General features: G+C 69.2%; 16 protein-coding genes. 12 read left to right on the top strand and 4 right to left on the bottom strand.

The window, feature by feature from the left end; all coding sequences use genetic code 11:
• Positions 1 to 42: 42 nt before the first annotated feature.
• Positions 43 to 474 (bottom strand): hypothetical protein, encoded by a 432-nt coding sequence (locus ACYSM9_RS08055; RefSeq protein ID WP_461856458.1) that lies wholly within the window; start codon positions 472 to 474, stop codon positions 43 to 45.
• Between the two features lie 266 nt (positions 475 to 740).
• On the opposite strand from ACYSM9_RS08055, the gene ACYSM9_RS08050 reads away from it, so the two are divergent.
• The 5 genes from ACYSM9_RS08050 to ACYSM9_RS08030 all read left to right on the top strand — a co-directional run bounded on the left by ACYSM9_RS08050 (position 741) and on the right by ACYSM9_RS08030 (position 7,657).
• Positions 741 to 1,607, top strand: coding sequence for a universal stress protein (locus ACYSM9_RS08050; protein ID WP_461856457.1), 867 nt, complete (start codon positions 741 to 743; stop codon positions 1,605 to 1,607).
• Between the two features lie 76 nt (positions 1,608 to 1,683).
• Positions 1,684 to 3,387: a DUF4389 domain-containing protein gene (locus tag ACYSM9_RS08045; RefSeq protein ID WP_461856456.1), complete on the top strand. Its 1,704-nt coding sequence runs from the start codon at positions 1,684 to 1,686 to the stop codon at positions 3,385 to 3,387.
• Between the two features lie 36 nt (positions 3,388 to 3,423).
• On the top strand, positions 3,424 to 3,882 hold the full coding sequence (locus tag ACYSM9_RS08040) for a universal stress protein (RefSeq protein WP_461856455.1): 459 nt from the start codon (positions 3,424 to 3,426) through the stop codon (positions 3,880 to 3,882).
• A gap of 42 nt (positions 3,883 to 3,924) precedes the next feature.
• Positions 3,925 to 4,899, top strand: coding sequence for a polysaccharide deacetylase family protein (locus tag ACYSM9_RS08035; RefSeq protein WP_461856570.1), 975 nt, complete (start codon positions 3,925 to 3,927; stop codon positions 4,897 to 4,899).
• Positions 4,900 to 4,915: 16 nt separating this feature from the next.
• On the top strand, positions 4,916 to 7,657 hold the full coding sequence (locus tag ACYSM9_RS08030) for an HAD-IC family P-type ATPase (protein ID WP_461856454.1): 2,742 nt from the start codon (positions 4,916 to 4,918) through the stop codon (positions 7,655 to 7,657).
• Here ACYSM9_RS08030 and ACYSM9_RS08025 read toward each other — a convergent pair.
• Positions 7,654 to 8,328, bottom strand: a complete 675-nt coding sequence (locus ACYSM9_RS08025) for a hypothetical protein (protein ID WP_461856453.1) — start codon at positions 8,326 to 8,328, stop codon at positions 7,654 to 7,656. The genes ACYSM9_RS08030 and ACYSM9_RS08025 overlap by 4 nt on opposite strands.
• A gap of 195 nt (positions 8,329 to 8,523) precedes the next feature.
• Here ACYSM9_RS08025 and ACYSM9_RS08020 point away from each other — a divergent pair, with 195 nt between their 5' ends.
• Genes ACYSM9_RS08020 through ACYSM9_RS08010 form a run of 3 tightly spaced genes read left to right on the top strand, consistent with a single transcriptional unit; the run spans position 8,524 to position 9,684 of the window.
• Entirely contained in the window at positions 8,524 to 8,781 is a 258-nt protein-coding gene (locus ACYSM9_RS08020; RefSeq protein WP_461856452.1) for an SHOCT domain-containing protein, read from the top strand.
• Between the two features lie 31 nt (positions 8,782 to 8,812).
• A complete protein-coding gene (locus ACYSM9_RS08015; RefSeq protein WP_461856451.1) occupies positions 8,813 to 9,130 on the top strand; it encodes a DUF3040 domain-containing protein in 318 nt (105 codons plus the stop codon).
• Positions 9,127 to 9,684: a hemerythrin domain-containing protein gene (locus ACYSM9_RS08010; RefSeq protein WP_461856450.1), complete on the top strand. Its 558-nt coding sequence runs from the start codon at positions 9,127 to 9,129 to the stop codon at positions 9,682 to 9,684. Before ACYSM9_RS08015 ends, ACYSM9_RS08010 begins: the two co-directional genes overlap by 4 nt.
• Here ACYSM9_RS08010 and ACYSM9_RS08005 read toward each other — a convergent pair.
• Entirely contained in the window at positions 9,681 to 10,169 is a 489-nt protein-coding gene (locus tag ACYSM9_RS08005) for a universal stress protein (protein ID WP_461856449.1), read from the bottom strand. The two genes, ACYSM9_RS08010 and ACYSM9_RS08005, sit on opposite strands and share 4 nt — an antisense overlap.
• A gap of 291 nt (positions 10,170 to 10,460) precedes the next feature.
• Between ACYSM9_RS08005 and ACYSM9_RS08000 the strand changes: the two genes are divergently transcribed.
• A complete protein-coding gene (locus tag ACYSM9_RS08000) occupies positions 10,461 to 11,093 on the top strand; it encodes a response regulator (RefSeq protein WP_461856569.1) in 633 nt (210 codons plus the stop codon).
• Positions 11,094 to 11,137: 44 nt separating this feature from the next.
• Here the strand turns inward: ACYSM9_RS08000 and ACYSM9_RS07995 are convergent, their stop codons facing one another.
• Positions 11,138 to 12,790, bottom strand: a complete 1,653-nt coding sequence (locus tag ACYSM9_RS07995; RefSeq protein WP_461856448.1) for a sensor histidine kinase — start codon at positions 12,788 to 12,790, stop codon at positions 11,138 to 11,140.
• A gap of 283 nt (positions 12,791 to 13,073) precedes the next feature.
• Between ACYSM9_RS07995 and ACYSM9_RS07990 the strand changes: the two genes are divergently transcribed.
• From ACYSM9_RS07990 to ACYSM9_RS07980, 3 genes are all read left to right on the top strand, one after another.
• Positions 13,074 to 13,532, top strand: a complete 459-nt coding sequence (locus ACYSM9_RS07990) for a pyridoxamine 5'-phosphate oxidase family protein (protein WP_461856447.1) — start codon at positions 13,074 to 13,076, stop codon at positions 13,530 to 13,532.
• 66 nt (positions 13,533 to 13,598) lie between these two features.
• Positions 13,599 to 14,465 (top strand): universal stress protein, encoded by an 867-nt coding sequence (locus ACYSM9_RS07985; RefSeq protein ID WP_461856446.1) that lies wholly within the window; start codon positions 13,599 to 13,601, stop codon positions 14,463 to 14,465.
• Entirely contained in the window at positions 14,417 to 16,969 is a 2,553-nt protein-coding gene (locus tag ACYSM9_RS07980; RefSeq protein WP_461856445.1) for an HAD-IC family P-type ATPase, read from the top strand. Before ACYSM9_RS07985 ends, ACYSM9_RS07980 begins: the two co-directional genes overlap by 49 nt.
• Positions 16,970 to 16,975 lie beyond the last annotated feature (6 nt).

Genomic DNA, 16,975 nt, shown 5'->3' with positions numbered 1-16,975 from the left:
CGTCTCCTCCCGCGGCTGCCGGGACGCGTCCGGGCAGGGCTGCTAGCGCTCCAGGTCGTCGGGCTCGAACTCGCTCAGGGGTGATCCGCCGAAGTTTTCCTCGTCGTCGCTGCTATCGGCTTCCAGGCCCGTGGGCACTTCGCCGAAATCGACGTCAGCCGCGGCTTCCCCCAGCGTAGGCGCCTCCGGGGGCACCTGCTCGTCGCCGGCTTCATACCGTGCCTGGGCGGTTTCATCACGGAGGGTTTGTTCGCTGAGGAAGTCTTCCTCTTCGCCGGAAACCGCCTCGTCCTGCCGCAGTGGGTCCTCCTGCCAGCGGTCCGGGTTGTTTTCAGCGGCCCCCGGGTAGCTGTCCGGCTCCCCGGACACGGGATCCAGCTCGAGGGACGGGGCGGCGCCGGGCGCCTGGTCGAGAAGCACGTCGTTGTCCTGCACGACTTCCAGTTCGTCGTCGGGGAGGTTCTGTTCAGCCATGATGGTGCCTTTCATCTCGCGGATATTAGTAAGCATACTGACGAATCGGGTGCCGTGTGAAGCCGTTCCCGTGTGGCCGACGGGACGATGCGTTGCGGGCCCGGCGGGAACCCGGATTGTCCAGTCCTGTGACTTTCGGCCCTACAGTGCCGGGGCCCGCGGCGCCAGTCTTGAAGGGCAGGACAACGGCGTTGCCGGGCTGCGGCAGGGGGCCCACAGGCGCGTGCTGTCACCGGACCTTTTCGACCAGACCAGGAAGTGCGGCCATGACAACCCATAAACCGATCGCTGTGGCCACGAATGATTCCGCCCAGAGCCAGGCGGCAGTCCTCTGGGCAGCCGCACGGGCCAAACGCGCCCGGCTCCCGCTGGTCATCCTCCACGTGGTGGATGACCGCTGGGTAGCCGAGCCCTACCCGTGGTTCGGCACCCTCCGGGATGTCGGCCAGGAACTCCTGCAGAAGGCCGCGGCCCGCCTGGATGGAACTGAACCGGATGTCACCACCGAACTGCTTACGGGCAGCGTCGGCGGATCTTTGGCCAAGTACTCCAAAAGGACGTCGATGATGGTGGTGGGCTCCGGCAGCGGCCACCTCGGCGGCACGCTGGCCGACCGCGCGCTGCAGGTTGCAACGGGCGCGAAGGTCCCGGTCGCCGTCGTCGGAACCCAGGACCTTGAGGGCCGGACGGGCGTCGTGGTCGGCGTGGACGGGTCCCCCGAAGCAACCCAGGCGGTCGCCTTCGCAGCGGCGGAAGCGGACCGGGACGGCGACGAACTGACGGTTGTCTACGCTATCAGCGTCCCCAATCCCGTTATCGATGCCGGCCTGTCAACGGCCACCCTGGCAAGCCTGGCCGTCGACGAAGAACGCATCGTGCTCTCCGAAACCGTCGCCGGGCTCAAGGAGGACTACCCGGACCTCACGGTGCACCAGCGGCTTGAGACCGAGCGCGGACCGGTGGATGCGCTGGTTGATGCCGCGTCCGGTGCACGGCTCCTGGTGGTGGGCAGCCGCGGCCGGGGCGCCTTCAAGCGCCTTCTCCTCGGGTCCACCGCCCACGGCGTCCTGAGGCACCTCCCCTGCCCCACCGTCATCACCAGGACCGAGGCCGGCGTCGGGAACAAGATCTAGCAGGCAGAGGCCTGCTCCCTTCTTTCCCACCGTCTCCCTTTCCACGCCCACTGTCCAAGGTGCAAGGAACGACACCATGAAAAAGCCTGCCGCCATCATCATGCTGGTCCTCGGAATCCTGCTCGCGGTGCCGGGCCTGGCGGCCCTGGCCGGCGGTGCCGTGGCCTCGGCGGTGGGAGCGGCCCAGGGCGACGGATACCTGACGTCCAGCACCACCCGCTTTTCCGTCAGCTCCTACGCAATTACCTCGCCGCGGATGGAGACGTTCGGGGATGACGTGCCGGGCAGGCTGCCCTTCGACATCGGGACCCTGCGGCTGCGCGCAGAATCCATGACGCCGGGCAAACAGGTGTTCCTCGGCATCGGCCCGCAGGCCGAGGTCGAGCGGTACCTCTCGGGTGTCCACCGCTCGGAGCTGCTGAACGCCTTCCGGCGGGGCAACCGCGCGGAGTACCGCGACATCCCTGGCGACATCCCTGGCGACACTCCGCCGGCACCGCCTGCCGGGCAGGGTTTCTGGACGGCCTCGGTGTCAGGCCCGGGGCAGCAGGAGCTGACCTGGGACCTCGCGGCGGGCGCCTGGGAAATCGTGGTGATGAACGCTGACGCCTCTTCCGGGGTTGACGTCCGGATGCAGGCCGGCTTCCGGTCCGAACTGATCCGTCCGGCGGCGACGGGCCTGCTGGTGGGTGGAACCATCGCCCTCCTGCTCGGGGTGCCGCTGATTGTCCTCGGCGCCGTCGGGCTCGGACGCCATGCCGGTCCGCCGTCGTCACAGCCTCCAGCCGGAGGCCCCTACCAGGGCGGCCCGTACGCCGGCGGCCCCTACCAGGGCCGCCCGTACCAAGGCGGCCCGTACCAGGGCGGCCCGGTGGCAGCAGGCCCCGGGGCGCCCGGACCTGGAGTACCCGGCGCCAGCGTCCCGGGCGCCAGTGTCCCGGCCGCCGGAATGCCAGGCGGCGGAATGCCTGGACCCGCGGCACCTGCGGGACCGCCCGGGCCGGCACCGGGGCAGGCGGTGGCTCCGGCGCCTGCCCCGGTGCCGCCTCCTCCGCAGGGCGGCCTGCCCGACGGCTACGCGCCCTACCCCGCACGGCTGTACGGGGAACTCGACCCCCGCCTCTCCCGCTGGATGTGGCTGGTGAAGTGGTTCCTGGCCATCCCGCATTTCATCATCCTCTTCTTCCTCTGGTTCGCGTTCGTCGTCACCACCATCGTGGCCGGGTTCGCCATCCTGTTCACCGGCCGCTATCCGCGCCCGCTGTTCGACTTCAATGTCGGAGTCCTGCGCTGGAACTGGCGGGTTGCGTTCTATGCCTATGCCGCGGTCGGCACCGACCTCTACCCGCCCTTCACCTTGGCGCGCACCGACTATCCGGCCGACTTCGAGGTGGACTACCCGCAACGGCTCTCCCGGGGCCTGGTCCTTGTCAAGTGGTGGCTGCTCGCCCTCCCGCACCTGCTTGTGGTGGCCGCGTTCGCCGGAACCAGCTGGCGGTGGGAGGCGCAGGAGAACTTCTTCGGGACAACGTACGAGCGGAGCTCGGGCCTGTCCCTGCTGGGTTTGCTGGTGCTGATCGCGGCGGTGGCACTGCTGTTCACCGGCCGGTACCTGCGGCCGTTGTTCGACCTCATCCTTGGCATCGACCGCTGGATCTACCGGGTCCTGGCCTACACGGCCCTGATGCGCGATGAGTACCCGCCGTTCCGGCTGGACCTGGGCGCCGCGGATCCTGCCATGACCTTCGGCCCTAGCCCCGGCGCCGCCGGCCCGGCATGATTGCGATGACCGGACCGGACAAACGAGGGAGCTGACATGAGCGTTGCCGGAGCACCAATTGCCCGGATCCTGGTGGGCGTGGATGGATCGGAGCCGTCAATTGAGGCGCTTCGGCAGGCCCAGCGCTTTGCCACGTCACTGGGCGCCAAGGTGGAGGCGATGGGCTGCTGGGAGTACCCGCAGATGTACGCCGGGTACGTCATGATGGGCATCGAGCACTTCGAAGAGGGAGCCAGGGCAACCGTCGATGAGGCGGTGAAGGCGGCTTTCGACGATGAAACGCCGTCGAACGTTACGGTCACCCTGGTCCGGGGGCATCCCCGCGAGACCCTCATCGAGGCCAGCCGCGCCGCCGACATGATGGTGGTGGGACGCCGCGGGCACGGCGGCTTCGGCGGCCTGCTGCTCGGCTCGGTCAGCTCGGCCCTCGTGGCCCACGCCCATTGCCCGGTGCTGGTGGTCCACACTCCGGAAAACCCGCCCAAGGCTTCCTGAGGACGCCGTGGGCACCGCCGGGGCAGCGGGTCCGGGCCCGTGATGGCAGCGTCGGGCAAGGATGCGCGACGACGGGCCGTCGCCGTTGTGGTGGTGTTCGCCCTGGTGCTGCTCGCGGCTGTCCTCGCCGTCCTGTTGCGTACGGGCACTTCCGGACCGCCGCCGTCGGCCTCGCCGTCCGCCTCCGTCCTGCTGTCGCCCTCCGCTTCACTGTCCGCCTCCGCTTCCCCGGCGGCGTCGCCAACGGAGTCGCCGGGCTCCGGCGCCTCCGTCCCGGCGCCGGAAACCGGGACGCCGGAAGCCGGCCAAACTCCCGTGGAGCCGCCGGCGGTGCCTCCGGAGCCGCCGTCCACGCAGGAACCGCCTGCCCTGCCCTTCCCCGCGTCCTTGCTCGGCCAGGACCTCACGGTAGTCCCGGGGGCAGGCCGTGTGGTTGCGCTGACGTTCGACGCCGGCGCCAACCCGGCCGGGCTGCCCACGATCCTTTCTGCCCTGTCTGCCAAGGGCGCCACGGGCACGTTCTTCCTGACGGGCAACTGGGCCGCCAACAATCCCCAGGCGGCGCAGATCGCGGCGGCCGGCCACCGGGTGGGCAACCACTCGATGACCCATCCCGGCTTTACCGGCCTCAGTGACTTCGACATCGCCTCGCAGGTGCGCGGCGCGGAGCAGGCCATCCTCGCCGCCGGCGCCGACCCGCGGCCATTCTTCCGGTTCCCCTACGGCGAGCGGGACAGCCGGACCATCGCCGCCGTCAACGGCCTGGGCTATATCGCGGTCCGGTGGACGGTGGACACGCTGGGCTGGAAGGGCACCAGCGGCGGAGCCAGCGTCCAGTCCGTGGCGGACAGGGCCCTGGCGGGGCTGCAGCCCGGCGAAATCGTGCTGATGCACATCGGCTCCAATCCCGATGACGGCACCACGCTGGACGCAGACGCTCTGCCGCAGGTCATCGACCGGATCCGGGCGGCCGGATACGGCTTCACCACCCTCGACGCCCTGCTGGGACCCTCGTAGCCCCATGGCGAAAACCATGCCACCCACCGGTCCAGGGCAGGACGGCGCTTCGGGGCCCGCCCACCACGGGCTGCCTTTCCACGAAGTTGTCCTGCTGCTCGAAACCGACGCTGTCCGCGGCCTGGACCATGAGGAGGTCAGCCGGCGGCGGGCCCAGTTCGGCGACAACGTGCTTCCGAAATCCCGAAGCGGCGGCATCCTGCGCAAGCTGGCGCGGCAGTTCAACAATCCCCTGGTCTATGTGCTGCTCGCCGCCGCTGCCGTGACCGCATCCCTCGGCGAACTCCTGGACTGCGCCGTCATCCTGGCGGTGGTCCTGGTCAACACCCTGGTGGGGTTCATCCAGGAGGTACGGGCAGAATCGGCGCTGGACGCCCTGCACTCGCTCGTCCGTACCCGGGCCGTGGTGATGCGGGGCGGCAGCAGGATCTCCGTGCCCTCCGAAAACCTGGTCCCCGGCGACCTGGTGCTGCTGGAGGCAGGGGACAAAGTACCGGCCGACCTGCGCCTGGTCCGGCTGTCGGCGTTGCGGGTGGATGAATCGGCCCTGACCGGCGAATCGGAGCCGGTGTCCAAGGATGAGGTGGTGCTGCCCCGGGCCACGCCGGTGGCCGACCGGCGGAACATGCTGTACAGCGGCACGCTGGTGACAGCAGGCACCGGCGCAGGGATCGTCGTGGCCATCGGCGGGGAAACGGAGCTCGGCGAGATCCACCGGCTGATGGGCAGCGTCCAGCCTGTGGCCACGCCGCTGACGCAGAAGCTGGCCCGCTTCAGCGGGACACTGACGGTGGCCATCCTGGCCCTGGCCGCCGTGGCCTTCCTCGCCGGGGTGGCACACGGCGAGCAGCCCGCGCAAATGTTTACGGCCGCCGTCGCACTGGCTGTGGGCGCCATCCCCGAGGGCCTGCCGGCGGCGGTGACGGTGACCCTGGCCATCGGCGTCCGGCGGATGGCCCGGCGGCGGGCCGTGGTCCGCCGCCTGCCGGTAGTGGAAACGCTCGGAAGCACCACGGTGATCTGCTCGGACAAGACCGGCACCTTCACCGAAAACCAAATGACGGTCCGGGCGATCTGGACCCCCTCAGGCAGCTACCGGGTCACCGGCTCCGGGTACGGGCCGGAGGGGCACATCCATCCCGACACCTCGCCGGAAGAGGCGGTGCGGCCGACGGCAACCGCAGGGGACCGGGCACTGTACTGGTCCCTTGTGGCGGGCGCGGCCTGCAACGACGCCGGTGTCTTCCGGAACGGAACCACCTGGCAGGCCCGCGGCGACCCCACCGAGGCCGCCATGCTGGTGGCTGCCGGAAAAGGCGGGGTGGACGTCGCCGCGTTCCTGGCAGCGCGTCCCCGGCACGCAGCCATGCCGTTCGCCTCCGAGCACCAGTTCATGGCCACCCTGCATCCCCCCGGCCCCCGAGACGACCACAGCGTTGTCCTCGTTAAGGGGTCCGCGGAACGGGTCCTGGATCTCTGCGCCTTCCAGATGGACGGAACAGGCCAGCCATCCCCGGTCCACCGGCACGCCGCACTCACCGCCGCACACGCGCTCGCCGGCACCGGGCTGCGCGTCCTCGCCACGGCCATCCTGTATCTGCCCGTGCCCGGCCCCCCGCTGGCCGCAACAGCACTGCGCGGCCGGATGACCCTGACGGGCCTGCAGGCCATGCTCGATCCACCGCGGGAAGCGGCGGCGGCGGCCGTGCACGCGTGCCGGCGCGCCGGAGTTGCCGTCAAGATGATCACCGGCGACCACGTCAGGACCGCCATGACCATCGCCGCGGCAGTGGGGCTGGCCTCCGACCACGACAAGGGCACTGCCCTGACCGGCGCGGAGCTGGACGCCATTCCGGCCGACCGCCTGCCGGAGGCAGTGGAGCGGGCCACGGTGTTCGCGCGCGTTTCGCCGGAGCAGAAGCTCCGGCTCATCGGGGCGCTCCAGTCGCGCGGCCACGTGGCGGCCATGACGGGCGACGGCGTCAACGACGCCCCGGCGCTGCGGCAGGCGGACGTGGGCATTTCCATGGGACGCTCGGGAACCGAGGTGGCCAAGGAAGCCGCGGACATCGTCCTGACCGATGACGACTTCGCCACGATCGAGGCGGCGGTCGAAGAAGGCCGGAACGTTTTCGACAACCTGACCAAGTTCATCGTCTGGACGTTGCCGACCAACATGGCGGAGGGCCTGGTGATCCTGGTGGCCATCCTGGTGGGCGCGGCGCTGCCCATCCTGCCCACCCAGATCCTCTGGATCAACATGACCACCGCCGTGGCCTTGGGGTTGATGCTCGCTTTCGAGCCGAAGGAGCCGGGACTGATGTCCCGTCCACCCAGGCCACCGGAGCGGCCGCTCCTGACATGGTCCCTGACCTTCCGGACCGTCCTGGTCTCGGCCCTCTTGGTCGCCGGGGCCTGGTGGCTGTTCGAACACGAACTCAGCGCCGGCGCCTCCGTTGCCGAAGCCCGCACCGCGGCGCTGAACCTCTTCGTGGCCGTCGAGGTGTTCTACCTCTTCAGCTGCCGATCGCTGACCCGGCCGGCCTGGCGGATCGCTCCGTTCGGGAACCGGTGGGTGCTGGTCGGCGTCGTGGTCCAGGCCGCCGGGCAGCTGCTCCTCACCTACACACCGGTGATGAACGGGCTCTTCCACACCGCCCCGATCGACGCCGGAACCTGGCTGCGCATCCTGGCGCTCGCCGTGCTCGCGTCACTGGTTGTCGCCGTGGAGAAGCGCTTCCGCCGCCGCGGCTTCTAGCGGCTGCGGCCTGCCGCCCGCGGCTCCGGGGGCAGCTCCCGGAGGAGGCGGACCAGGACCAGCCCGCTGACCGTTGCCATCGCTACCGCCATCAGGACAGCCGCGCCCACGCCGATGATGGCCGTCAGCCACGCCGCCTGGCCCGGCTCCCACAAGGGGGTGGCAACGGCCATGAAGGCGGCCAGTCCGGCCGCCCAGGCGGCTGCGGTTCCGGCGATCCAGCGCCATGCCCTCGGCACATGGTGCCGGAGTTCAATCCACTGCCCGGACCCTATCGAGCCCAGCAGCAGCACCGCTCCCACCGATCCGGCCGCGCCCACGGCCGGTGCCGGCCACTCCTGCCAGGCAGGAAAGGCCGAGGGCAACAGGCCAACAGACCAGGCGAAGCCGGCCGCAACGGCGGTGAGCAGCACCCAGCGGCCTGGGGCGACGGCGGGCAGCCGGGTTTGCAGGAGGCGCACCTGGAACCAGCCCAGGACGGCGCCTTCGGCCAGGCCCGCCGCAATGAGGAGCGCGGATCCGCCACCGGGCCACGCGGTGGCCCCGATGTACTCGGCAAGGACCGGGGCGAGGAAGCCCAGGCTCTCGCCGAGGCTCACCCAGCCGACCCAGCGTACGAGGAAGGCATGCCGGGCCAGCGGTCCTGCGCCGGCCGTACCCCCGATCTCCACGGGCCACCTCCTGGTTCTCCTCCCCCACAGTGGCGCGGCCGCCCCTGCCGTGCCAGTGCCAAAAGCCCCCGGCAGCCCCGCCCACCCGGTCGCCGAATGAGGACTAATGACTCTCCCGGAGCAACCCGCTGTTTCCGATACTGGAAATGCAGCGGATGGATGGCATCCGTCTTACAGTGACCGGAGGTCAGGGAAGTGTACGGCTGGAATGACGGCATGGGCGTGTGGGGTTATGTCCTGATGAGCATCAGCATGCTGGTGGTGTGGGGAGCCATCATCACCGGCATTGTCCTGCTGGCCCGTTCGCTGCGGGCACCGTATCCGCACAGCACCCAATACCCGCTGATGCGGACGGCGGAGGACGTGCTCGGCGAGCGGTTCGCCCGCGGGGAAATCGACGTCGCGGAATATCAAAACAGGCTGGCCGTGCTGCGCGGCCATCCGGGTACCTAGCAGCCACGGATCCGGACATTTGGGGGCAGTTGTGCCACTCTCGGAATTTGAGCAGCGGGAGCTCGACAGCATCGGCCAGGGGCTCGAAAAGGACGACCCCCGGCTCGCCGCCCTGCTCAACAGGAATAGCCTCCCGTCTCCCCTGCGGACCCGGCTCCGCCGCGGACTCGTCTTCTTCATGGCTGGGCTGTGCGTCCTGGCACTGGGCCTGGTGTTCCGGGCGCCCCTCGTCGGCGTCACGGGATTCGCCGTCATGAGCGTGGCCTGCTACTGGACAACACAGGATGTGCGCTGGACGTTCGGGCGCGCCAGGCGGCAGGTTCCCCAGATGGAAGGCAACAACGAATGAGCGTTTCACCGGCCGCAGGGAACGGGGCATCCGCCGAGGCACAGGCGCTGAAGGCGGTGGAAACCCATCACGCCAACATGCTCCGGCAACTGAACGGGCTGGCAGGGCTGCTGGCCGAGGAAGTCGAGGCGGGGGATGCCGCCGCCGAGCAGGCCGCCCAGGCCTCATTGCTGGACTGGTGTGACCGGGAACTGGTCCCGCATGCCCTGGCGGAGGAAGGCCCGCTGTACAGCGGGCCGCGTGGCAAGCCGGAGGCGAAGCTCCTGGTGGAGGGCATGCTCGCCGAGCACAAGGTGATCGTCGACCTGGTCGAGGAGCTCCGGACCTCCAGCGGCGTGTCCGCCGCTGTGGCGGCCGGCGCCATTCAACGCATCTTTGCCCTGCACCTGGACAAGGAGAACCGGCTCCTGATGCCATTCGTCGTCGAATCCCCCGATTTGTCGCTTGCCGACGCAGTGGCAGGACTCCACGAGCTGGTGGGAAGGGACGAGCCGCTGGGAAGGGACGACGGCGGACACCACCACCACGCGGAAGGGCACCACACGCGGCGTTAGCTGCGCCCTTCCTGCGGCTGCGCTGCTTCCGGCCGGGGCTGGACTTCTTCCGGATGCCCGGCTTCCGGGGCGTGGACCACCAGGACGGGACAGTGTGCGTGGCCCACGCACGCCGAACTCACCGATCCGGGGACAAAGCCCCCGTGTCCCCGGCGGCCCACCACCAGCAGCAACGCGTTCCTGCTGCCGTCAATCAGCAGCGGGCCCGGTCTGCCGCGCACCAGCCTGGGATGCAGGAAGGGTGGCTGCTCGTCGAAAGCGTCCTTCAGGGCCTGCTGCAGCACCTGTTCGGCGGCGTATTTGAACCCTTCGATGCCTACGGCCAGGTAGACGCCGTAGCCGGCCGGGACGTCCCAGCATGCCCAGGCTTCCACCCTCGCTGCGAGGGGCTCCGCCATCGCACAGGCAACCCGGAGCGCGGCGACCGAAGCCTCGGATCCATCCACCCCCACAATGATCCTTGGCTGCGTTTCCGGGGTTGCCATGGCCATGTCCGTTCTCTCCTGGTCCGGTGGGTGCTGGTCCGGTGGGTCTTAGCGTGGCCCGCAAACGGCCGGCCGGGTAGGGCCAAAAGTCATCAGGGCCTGCCGCCGGGCCATGCGACGCGGCCGCTGTGGACTTTGGTCCCTTCCCGCGCGGTCCCGCTCAGGGAACAATTGGATCAGTCCCTCCAGGGGACTGCCCCTTAAGGGATGCGGGGCTTGGTCGGACGTTGGGAGCGTTAGGTGCAGAACCAGGAAGCGGGAGCCAACGGCGCAGCAGCTGCGCCAGGGCCCATGCGCGTGTTCATCCTCGACGACCATGAACTGGTGCGCCAGGGGCTGAGGGACCTGCTGGAGGGTGAAGGGTTCCTGGTGGTCGGTGAGAGCGGGTCCGCCGCAGAAGCCACCCGGCGCATCCCCGCGCTGCAGCCTGACATCGCCATCCTTGACGGGCGGCTCCCGGACGGCACGGGCATAGAGGTCTGCCGTGACGTGCGTTCCCTCGACCCCCGCCTGCGCTGCCTCATCCTGACCAGCTACGACGACGAACAAGCCCTTCGCGGCGCGGTTCTGGCCGGCGCCTCCGGCTACATCCTGAAGCAGATCAGGAGCGATGACCTCCTCACCGGCATCCGCAGGGCGGCGGCCGGTGAATCGCTGTTCGAGCCGGGCGTGGAAAAGCGGATCATAGAGGGCCTCTCCAGGGCCCCCGTCGATCCGCGCCTGGAAGCCCTGAGCGCCCAGGAAAAGAAGGTCCTGGCCTTGATCGGACAGGGGCTGACCAACCGGCAGATCGGTGACGACCTGTTCCTGGCGGAAAAGACCGTCAAGAATTACGTCTCCTCCATCCTGGCGAAGCTCGGGTTTGAGCGCCGCACGCAGGCTGCCGTGTACGTCACCCGCAGTGCCGGCGACGCGTCCTCCTGAGGTTCAGCGGGAGGTTCATCCGGGCCAGTTCAGCGCGGGCGGGTTCAGGCGAGCCGCGCGGACCACTTCACTGCTGTCCCTTCTCCGGGTGAACTTTCGATGACGCAGCTGCCGCCCAGCAGCGTGGCCCGGTAGCGCATGTTCGCCAGGCCGCTGACCTCGGCAGGCTCCGCGAAGCCGTGCCCGTTGTCGCTGACGAGCAGCTCCACCCCGTCACGCCCCACGGTGACGGCAACCTGGATCTCGTCCGCGCCGGAATGGCGCAGAGCGTTGCTCAACGCCTCCGACACGACAGAGAGCACATGGACGGCCACCTCTTCGGGGACCGAGTCCACCGGCCCGTCCAGGGCAACCTTCGGCGTGACCGCATAGCTGCGCGAGTTTTCCCGGACCACCCGCAGGATCCGGCCGGTCAACGGTTCCCGCTCCTCTTCCCCGGTCCGGAGCGAGTAAATGGTGTCCCGCAGCTTGCGGATGGTGTCGTCCAGTTCCCTGGTGACCGCGGCGATGCGCTCGTGGGCCACGGGGTCCGGCGTGTAGCGGCGCAGGGTCTGGATGCTCAGGCCGGCCGCAAACAGCCGCTGGATGACCAGGTCATGCAGGTCCCGGGCGATCCGCTCGCGGTCGGTGGAAAGGAGATTCTGTTCGCGCAGCGCATTGACGCGGGCCAGGTCCAGTGCCAGCCCTATCCGGCTCCCGAACATGGACCCGGACTCCACATCGGACTGGTTGAACACCGGGGACCCCTGCGCCCGGGCCACCAACAGCACACCGTTCCCGCTGTTGCCGTGCCCCAGCGGAAATACCAGGACCGAACCGAGCTTCTTGGCCACCTCGCCGTCGAACACCTGCGCCGGATCGCGGACCACCAACGCTTCGCCGGCGTCGATCACAGCGGACACGGTGGCGGCGACCGTGACCTCCTGCCCTGCCTGCAGGCCCTGCACCCCAAGGGACGACTGGCACCGGAGCACTCCCCCGCCGGCGGGGACGGCGATCACGGCAAGGGCGGAATCCGCGACTTTCAGCGCCGTTTCGGCGACGAGGTCCAGGTTGTCGGCGTCACCGGGGTGGGAGGCCATAATGAGCCGGCTGCTCAGTTCCATGCCGGCCTCGAGCCATTTTTGCCGCCGGCCGATGTCTTCGAAGAGCCGGGCGTTCTGGATCGCGACGCCCGCCGCGGCTGCCAAGGCTACCGCCAGGTCCTCGTCCTCCGGGGTGAAGTCCTTGCCGCCGAACTTCTCGGTCAGGTACAGGTTCCCGAACACCTCATCGCGGACACGCACCGGGACGCCCAGGAACGTCTTCATGGACGGATGGTTGCGGGGAAAGCCCGAGGCAATGGGATGGTGGCCAAGGTCATGGAGCCGCAATGGCTTCGGTTCCCGGATCAACAGGCCCAGGACGCCGTGTCCGGTGGGCAGGTCACCGATGGAGCGGATGCCCTCCTCATCAATTCCCACCGTAATGAAGTGGCTCAGCCTCCGGTCCTCGCCGATGACGCCCAGGGCACCGTACTTTGCGCCCAGCAGCGCGCAGGCAGAGCGGACGAGGCGGTCCAGGACGGCTTCCAGGCTGAGGTCTTCGGCGAGGGCCACGACGGCGGCCAGCAAGCCATTGAACCGGTCCTGGGTATCGAGCAGCTCGTCTCCCCGCGCGGCCAGGTCGCGCAGCAGGTCCTCGACCCGGTCCCGCATGGAAGAACTCCATTGCCGCTCAGTGCCCACGCTCCACCTCCTGAGGCAAGCACCTGCGTCGTTGCAGGCCCTTGGCGCGATCCAAACGCCCGGAACGGAGCACGGCCCCGCCGCTGATCCGCCTTGCCCGGGCACGAACGCATGTCCTGGGACCATTCTAAAAGACCCGGGCATTGACAAACATACCTGCGAACATCACGAATTCAAGACGGTGGACAGGGGCGGATATCCGGCGGGACCTTCTTCCCTAGCCGCACCCGGTCCCCGGCCCTAGGCTACGGCCATGGACACAGCAGCAACACATCCGGCCATCCAGCACCTTGGCGTCCACGATTGTTGGAGGTACCTTCGCTCCGCTTCGGTCTGCAGGGTCGCGTTCGCGGACGGTGACACGGTGGAGAACTACCCCGTCAACTACGTCCCCACGAACGGCACTTTGCTGATCCGGACGGGTGATGGCACCAAGCTGGCTTCCCTTGCCAGGCGCACATCAGTGGCGGTCGAGGCGGATGGGATGAACCAGTACGGCACCATTGCCTGGAGCGTCATCCTCAAGGGCCATGCTGCTGTCGTATCGGACGCGGAGGAGGTCCAGGACGCCATGGATGCCGGGCTCTCGCCGTGGCAACCCGGCCAAAAGAACGTCCTGCTCCGGATCACGCCGGAGGAGATCAGCGGCCGCCGGTTCGTTATCGCGGCACCAACCCACTGGTGGCCGCCCCGGGAGCCAACAGCGGACTAAGCAGTCCGGGCCAAACAGCCCGCCGGAAACCCATCCACCCCCACCTGACCCGCAAGGATGTCCATAATGGCACCAAGCCAGCCCATCGCCGTCGGCATCACCGACTCCCCCGCGTCAAACGCTGCCCTGTTCTGGGCAGCGGCCCGCGCCAGCCGGCTCAAAGTGCCACTGGCGGTGCTCCATGTGCTGGACGACCGCTGGATCGCGGCCGAGGCCCTGCCCTATATCGAGGTGCTCCGGGAAAGGGGCCTTGACCTGCTGAAGGAGGTCGGCGACAAGGTGCGCGCCGCCGAGCCGGGCCTGCAGGTCACGCTGGAACTGCTCGAAGGAGGCGTGGGAGCCGCACTCGGCGACTACTCCAAAGGAACCTCGATGCTCGTCCTGGGTACCAGCGGCCAATCCCGCGGGGCGTTGACGGACCGGGCGCTCCAGGCGGCTGCCACCGCCGAATGCCCGGTGGCGGTCATCGGCATCGGCCAGGAAGACGGCCGCGGCGTTTTCGTGGGCGTGGACGGATCGCGCGAGTCAACGCAGGCGGTTGCTTTTGCGGCGGCGGAGGCAGACCTCCTCGGTGAAGAACTCACGGTCCTCTACGCCTTCACAGGCCCCAACCGCTGGATCGCGGCGGGACTGCCTTCCTCCAGTTTCGCCGGCCATGTGGTTGAGGAGGAGCAGCTCGTGCTGTCCGAGACGCTGGCGGGCCTGCGGCAGGAGTATCCCGACCTTGTGGTCCACTCTGTCCTGGAGACGGTCCTGGAGCCTGCGGACGCCCTGGTCCAGGCTGCCGCCGGGGCACGGCTGCTGGTCCTCGGCAGCCTGGGGCGGGGCAGCTTCGGACGGCTCCTGCTCGGCTCGACGGCGCACGCCGTGCTGACCCAGCCCCCGTGCCCCACGATTATCACCCGCATGCACAAGAGCCAGCACGGGGAGTAACCGCGGAAGCCCCTCCCGGCCGCGCCGACGGCCTCCACCAGGCATTCGAAGGACTCTCCGCCGCTGACGTGCTGGCGAGGACCCGCAGCGGGCAGGTCAACACAGTTCCGGAGGCTACGAGCCGAAGCATATGGGACATCGTCCGGGCCAACGTCCTCACCCTGTTCAACGGCATCGTCGGCGGGAGCTTCCTGCTGCTCCTGGTGCTTGGGCAGTGGCGGGACGCCCTCTTTGGCCTGTCCGCCGTCAGCAACGCGCTGATCGGCATCATCCAGGAGTACCGCGCGAAGCGTTCCCTCGACCGGCTGGCCATCCTGCACGCCGCGACGAGCCGGGTGGTCCGCGACGGGGAACGGACGGAAATCCCGTCGGGAGGACTCGTGCCGGACGACCTGGTGGTGCTCAGCGCCGGGGACCAGGTGACCGCGGACCTTCAACTCCTTGACGGCGCCGCCCTGGAAGTGGACGAATCCCTGCTGACCGGAGAGTCCGAGCCGGTACCCAAACTGCCGGGAGCCGCGCTCCTGTCAGGCTCACTGGTCCTGGCAGGCAATGCCTACGCGCGGGTGCTGCGCGTCGGGCCGGACACCTTTGCTTTCGGGCTGGCGGCCGAAGCCAGGCGCTTTTCCCTGGTCACGTCGGAGATCCGCCGGGGACTGGACAAGGTCTTTGGAGTCATTTCGTGGTTGCTGCTGCCCACCGCCCTGCTGCTGGCGAACGCCCAGGTCCAGGAACAGGGCGGCTGGACGGACGCCGTCACCTCGGGCCGATGGGTACCCGCAGCGGTAGGCACCATCGCCGGCATCATGGCCATGATCCCCCTGGGCCTGGTGCTGCTGACCAGCGTGGCGTTCGCTGTGGGGGGCCTGCGGCTCGCCGGCCAGAAAGTCCTGATCCAGGAACTGGCCGCCGTGGAGGTGCTGGCCAGGGTGGACGTCCTGTGCCTGGACAAGACAGGCACGCTGTCCTCCGGCACCGTCGTGTTCGACGCCGTCCATCATGTGGGGACCGCGCCGTCGGACGGGTGGCGGGCGGCCGTGGAATGGTTCGGCGCCGCCGCTGAAGGCAGCACGGCCGCCGCCATCGGTGCGGCTTTTCCGACCGAAAGCCCGCCCCCGGAGGTGTCATCCGTTCCCTTTTCCTCCGCCCGGAAGTGGAGTTCGGTGACGTTCGATGCGCAGTGCCCGGCGGCCGGGACCTGGATCCTCGGGGCCCCGGGACCGGTCCTTCGCGCGTCGGCCGGCCCTTCGGGGGTACGCGAGCAGGCAGCGGGCCTTGCCTCGTCCGGGCTGCGCACGCTGGCGCTGGCACACCGTCCGGCGCCGCTTCCGCCGGACGCCGCCGAGACGGGCCTTCCGCCGGACCTTATGCCGGTGGTCCTGCTGACCTTCCGGGAAAACATCCGCGCGGACGCGGGCCGGACCCTGGAGTACTTCCGCCGCCAGGGGGTTGCCGTGAAAATCATCTCCGGGGACGATCCGCGCACGGTGTCGGCCCTGGCCCGCGGCCTGGACTTTGGCCCAGGGGGCGCCTACGACGCCCGGAACCTGCCCGTCGAACCGCTCCTCCAGGACGGGATTGTGGACTCGCATGACCTCTTTGGCGGGGTCACGCCGTCGCAAAAGCGGGACCTCATCCGTGCACTGAAACGGCGGGGCCACACCGTGGCCATGACCGGCGACGGCGTCAACGACGTCCTGGCGCTCAAGGAAGCCGACCTGGGCATCGCCATGGACTCGGCCGCTCCGGCCACCAAGGCCGTGGCCCGCCTTGTCCTCCTGGACGGGCGCTTCGACCGGCTGCCGGCAGTGGTCGATGAAGGCCGCCGCGCCATCAGCAATATCGAGCGCGTATCCCTGGTCTTCCTCAGCAAGACCGTCTACGCCACGGTCATCTCCATCATGGCCGGTGTCCTGATGCTGGCCTTCCCGTTCCTGCCCCGGCAGCTGTCGGCCCTGGACGGACTGACCATCGGCTTGCCGGCCTTCTTCCTCGCGCTGCAGCCGTCAGCGCCGCGCTACGAACCCGGTTTCCTGCGGCGGTCGCTGGCCTTCGCGGTTCCGGCCGGCATCTGTGCCGCCGTGTGCGTGCTGGCCGTCAGCGCCTACGCCCAGCTGTCGGGTGGGCGGGGTCCGGAAGAGGCGCAGTCCGCCTCGGCGGTGACCCTCGGCCTCGTGGCGGCATGGATCCTGGTGATGGCATCGCGTCCCCTCACGTTGCCCAAGCTGCTGATCCTGGCCGGGATGTACGCGGGGCTGGCCCTGCTCTTCACCGTTCCGGTGGCGCAGGACTTCTTCCGCCTCGACCTGCCGCCCGCGGAACTCCTTGCCGTCGCGGTCGCAGCTGCCCTTGCCGGGTGTTTGGCCATTGAGACTGCCGGGTACGCCGCCCGGCGCGGCCGCCGTGCCGCCGGCGACAGGCTGGGACTTTTGCCTCTGGAACCTGCTGCCCCGGAAGGGGATGGTGGAACTGCCGGGCAACCCGATCGCCCGGCGTCCAGTTGAGCAGGA

The organism is Arthrobacter sp. C152, from assembly GCF_054890965.1.
This window is presented reverse-complemented; position numbering and strand designations above follow the sequence as displayed.

Coding starts and splice junctions, on each gene's coding strand:
- ACYSM9_RS08045 (WP_461856456.1), top strand. CDS start 1,684: ATGAAAAAGCCTGCCGCCATCATCATGCTGGTCCTCGGAATCCTGCTC.
- ACYSM9_RS08000 (WP_461856569.1), top strand. CDS start 10,461: ATGCGCGTGTTCATCCTCGACGACCATGAACTGGTGCGCCAGGGGCTG.
- ACYSM9_RS08005 (WP_461856449.1), bottom strand. CDS start 10,169: ATGGCAACCCCGGAAACGCAGCCAAGGATCATTGTGGGGGTGGATGGA.
- ACYSM9_RS08040 (WP_461856455.1), top strand. CDS start 3,424: ATGAGCGTTGCCGGAGCACCAATTGCCCGGATCCTGGTGGGCGTGGAT.
- ACYSM9_RS07985 (WP_461856446.1), top strand. CDS start 13,599: ATGGCACCAAGCCAGCCCATCGCCGTCGGCATCACCGACTCCCCCGCG.
- ACYSM9_RS08010 (WP_461856450.1), top strand. CDS start 9,127: ATGAGCGTTTCACCGGCCGCAGGGAACGGGGCATCCGCCGAGGCACAG.
- ACYSM9_RS08030 (WP_461856454.1), top strand. CDS start 4,916: ATGCCACCCACCGGTCCAGGGCAGGACGGCGCTTCGGGGCCCGCCCAC.
- ACYSM9_RS08055 (WP_461856458.1), bottom strand. CDS start 474: ATGGCTGAACAGAACCTCCCCGACGACGAACTGGAAGTCGTGCAGGAC.
- ACYSM9_RS08035 (WP_461856570.1), top strand. CDS start 3,925: ATGGCAGCGTCGGGCAAGGATGCGCGACGACGGGCCGTCGCCGTTGTG.
- ACYSM9_RS07990 (WP_461856447.1), top strand. CDS start 13,074: ATGGACACAGCAGCAACACATCCGGCCATCCAGCACCTTGGCGTCCAC.
- ACYSM9_RS07995 (WP_461856448.1), bottom strand. CDS start 12,790: ATGCGGGACCGGGTCGAGGACCTGCTGCGCGACCTGGCCGCGCGGGGA.
- ACYSM9_RS08050 (WP_461856457.1), top strand. CDS start 741: ATGACAACCCATAAACCGATCGCTGTGGCCACGAATGATTCCGCCCAG.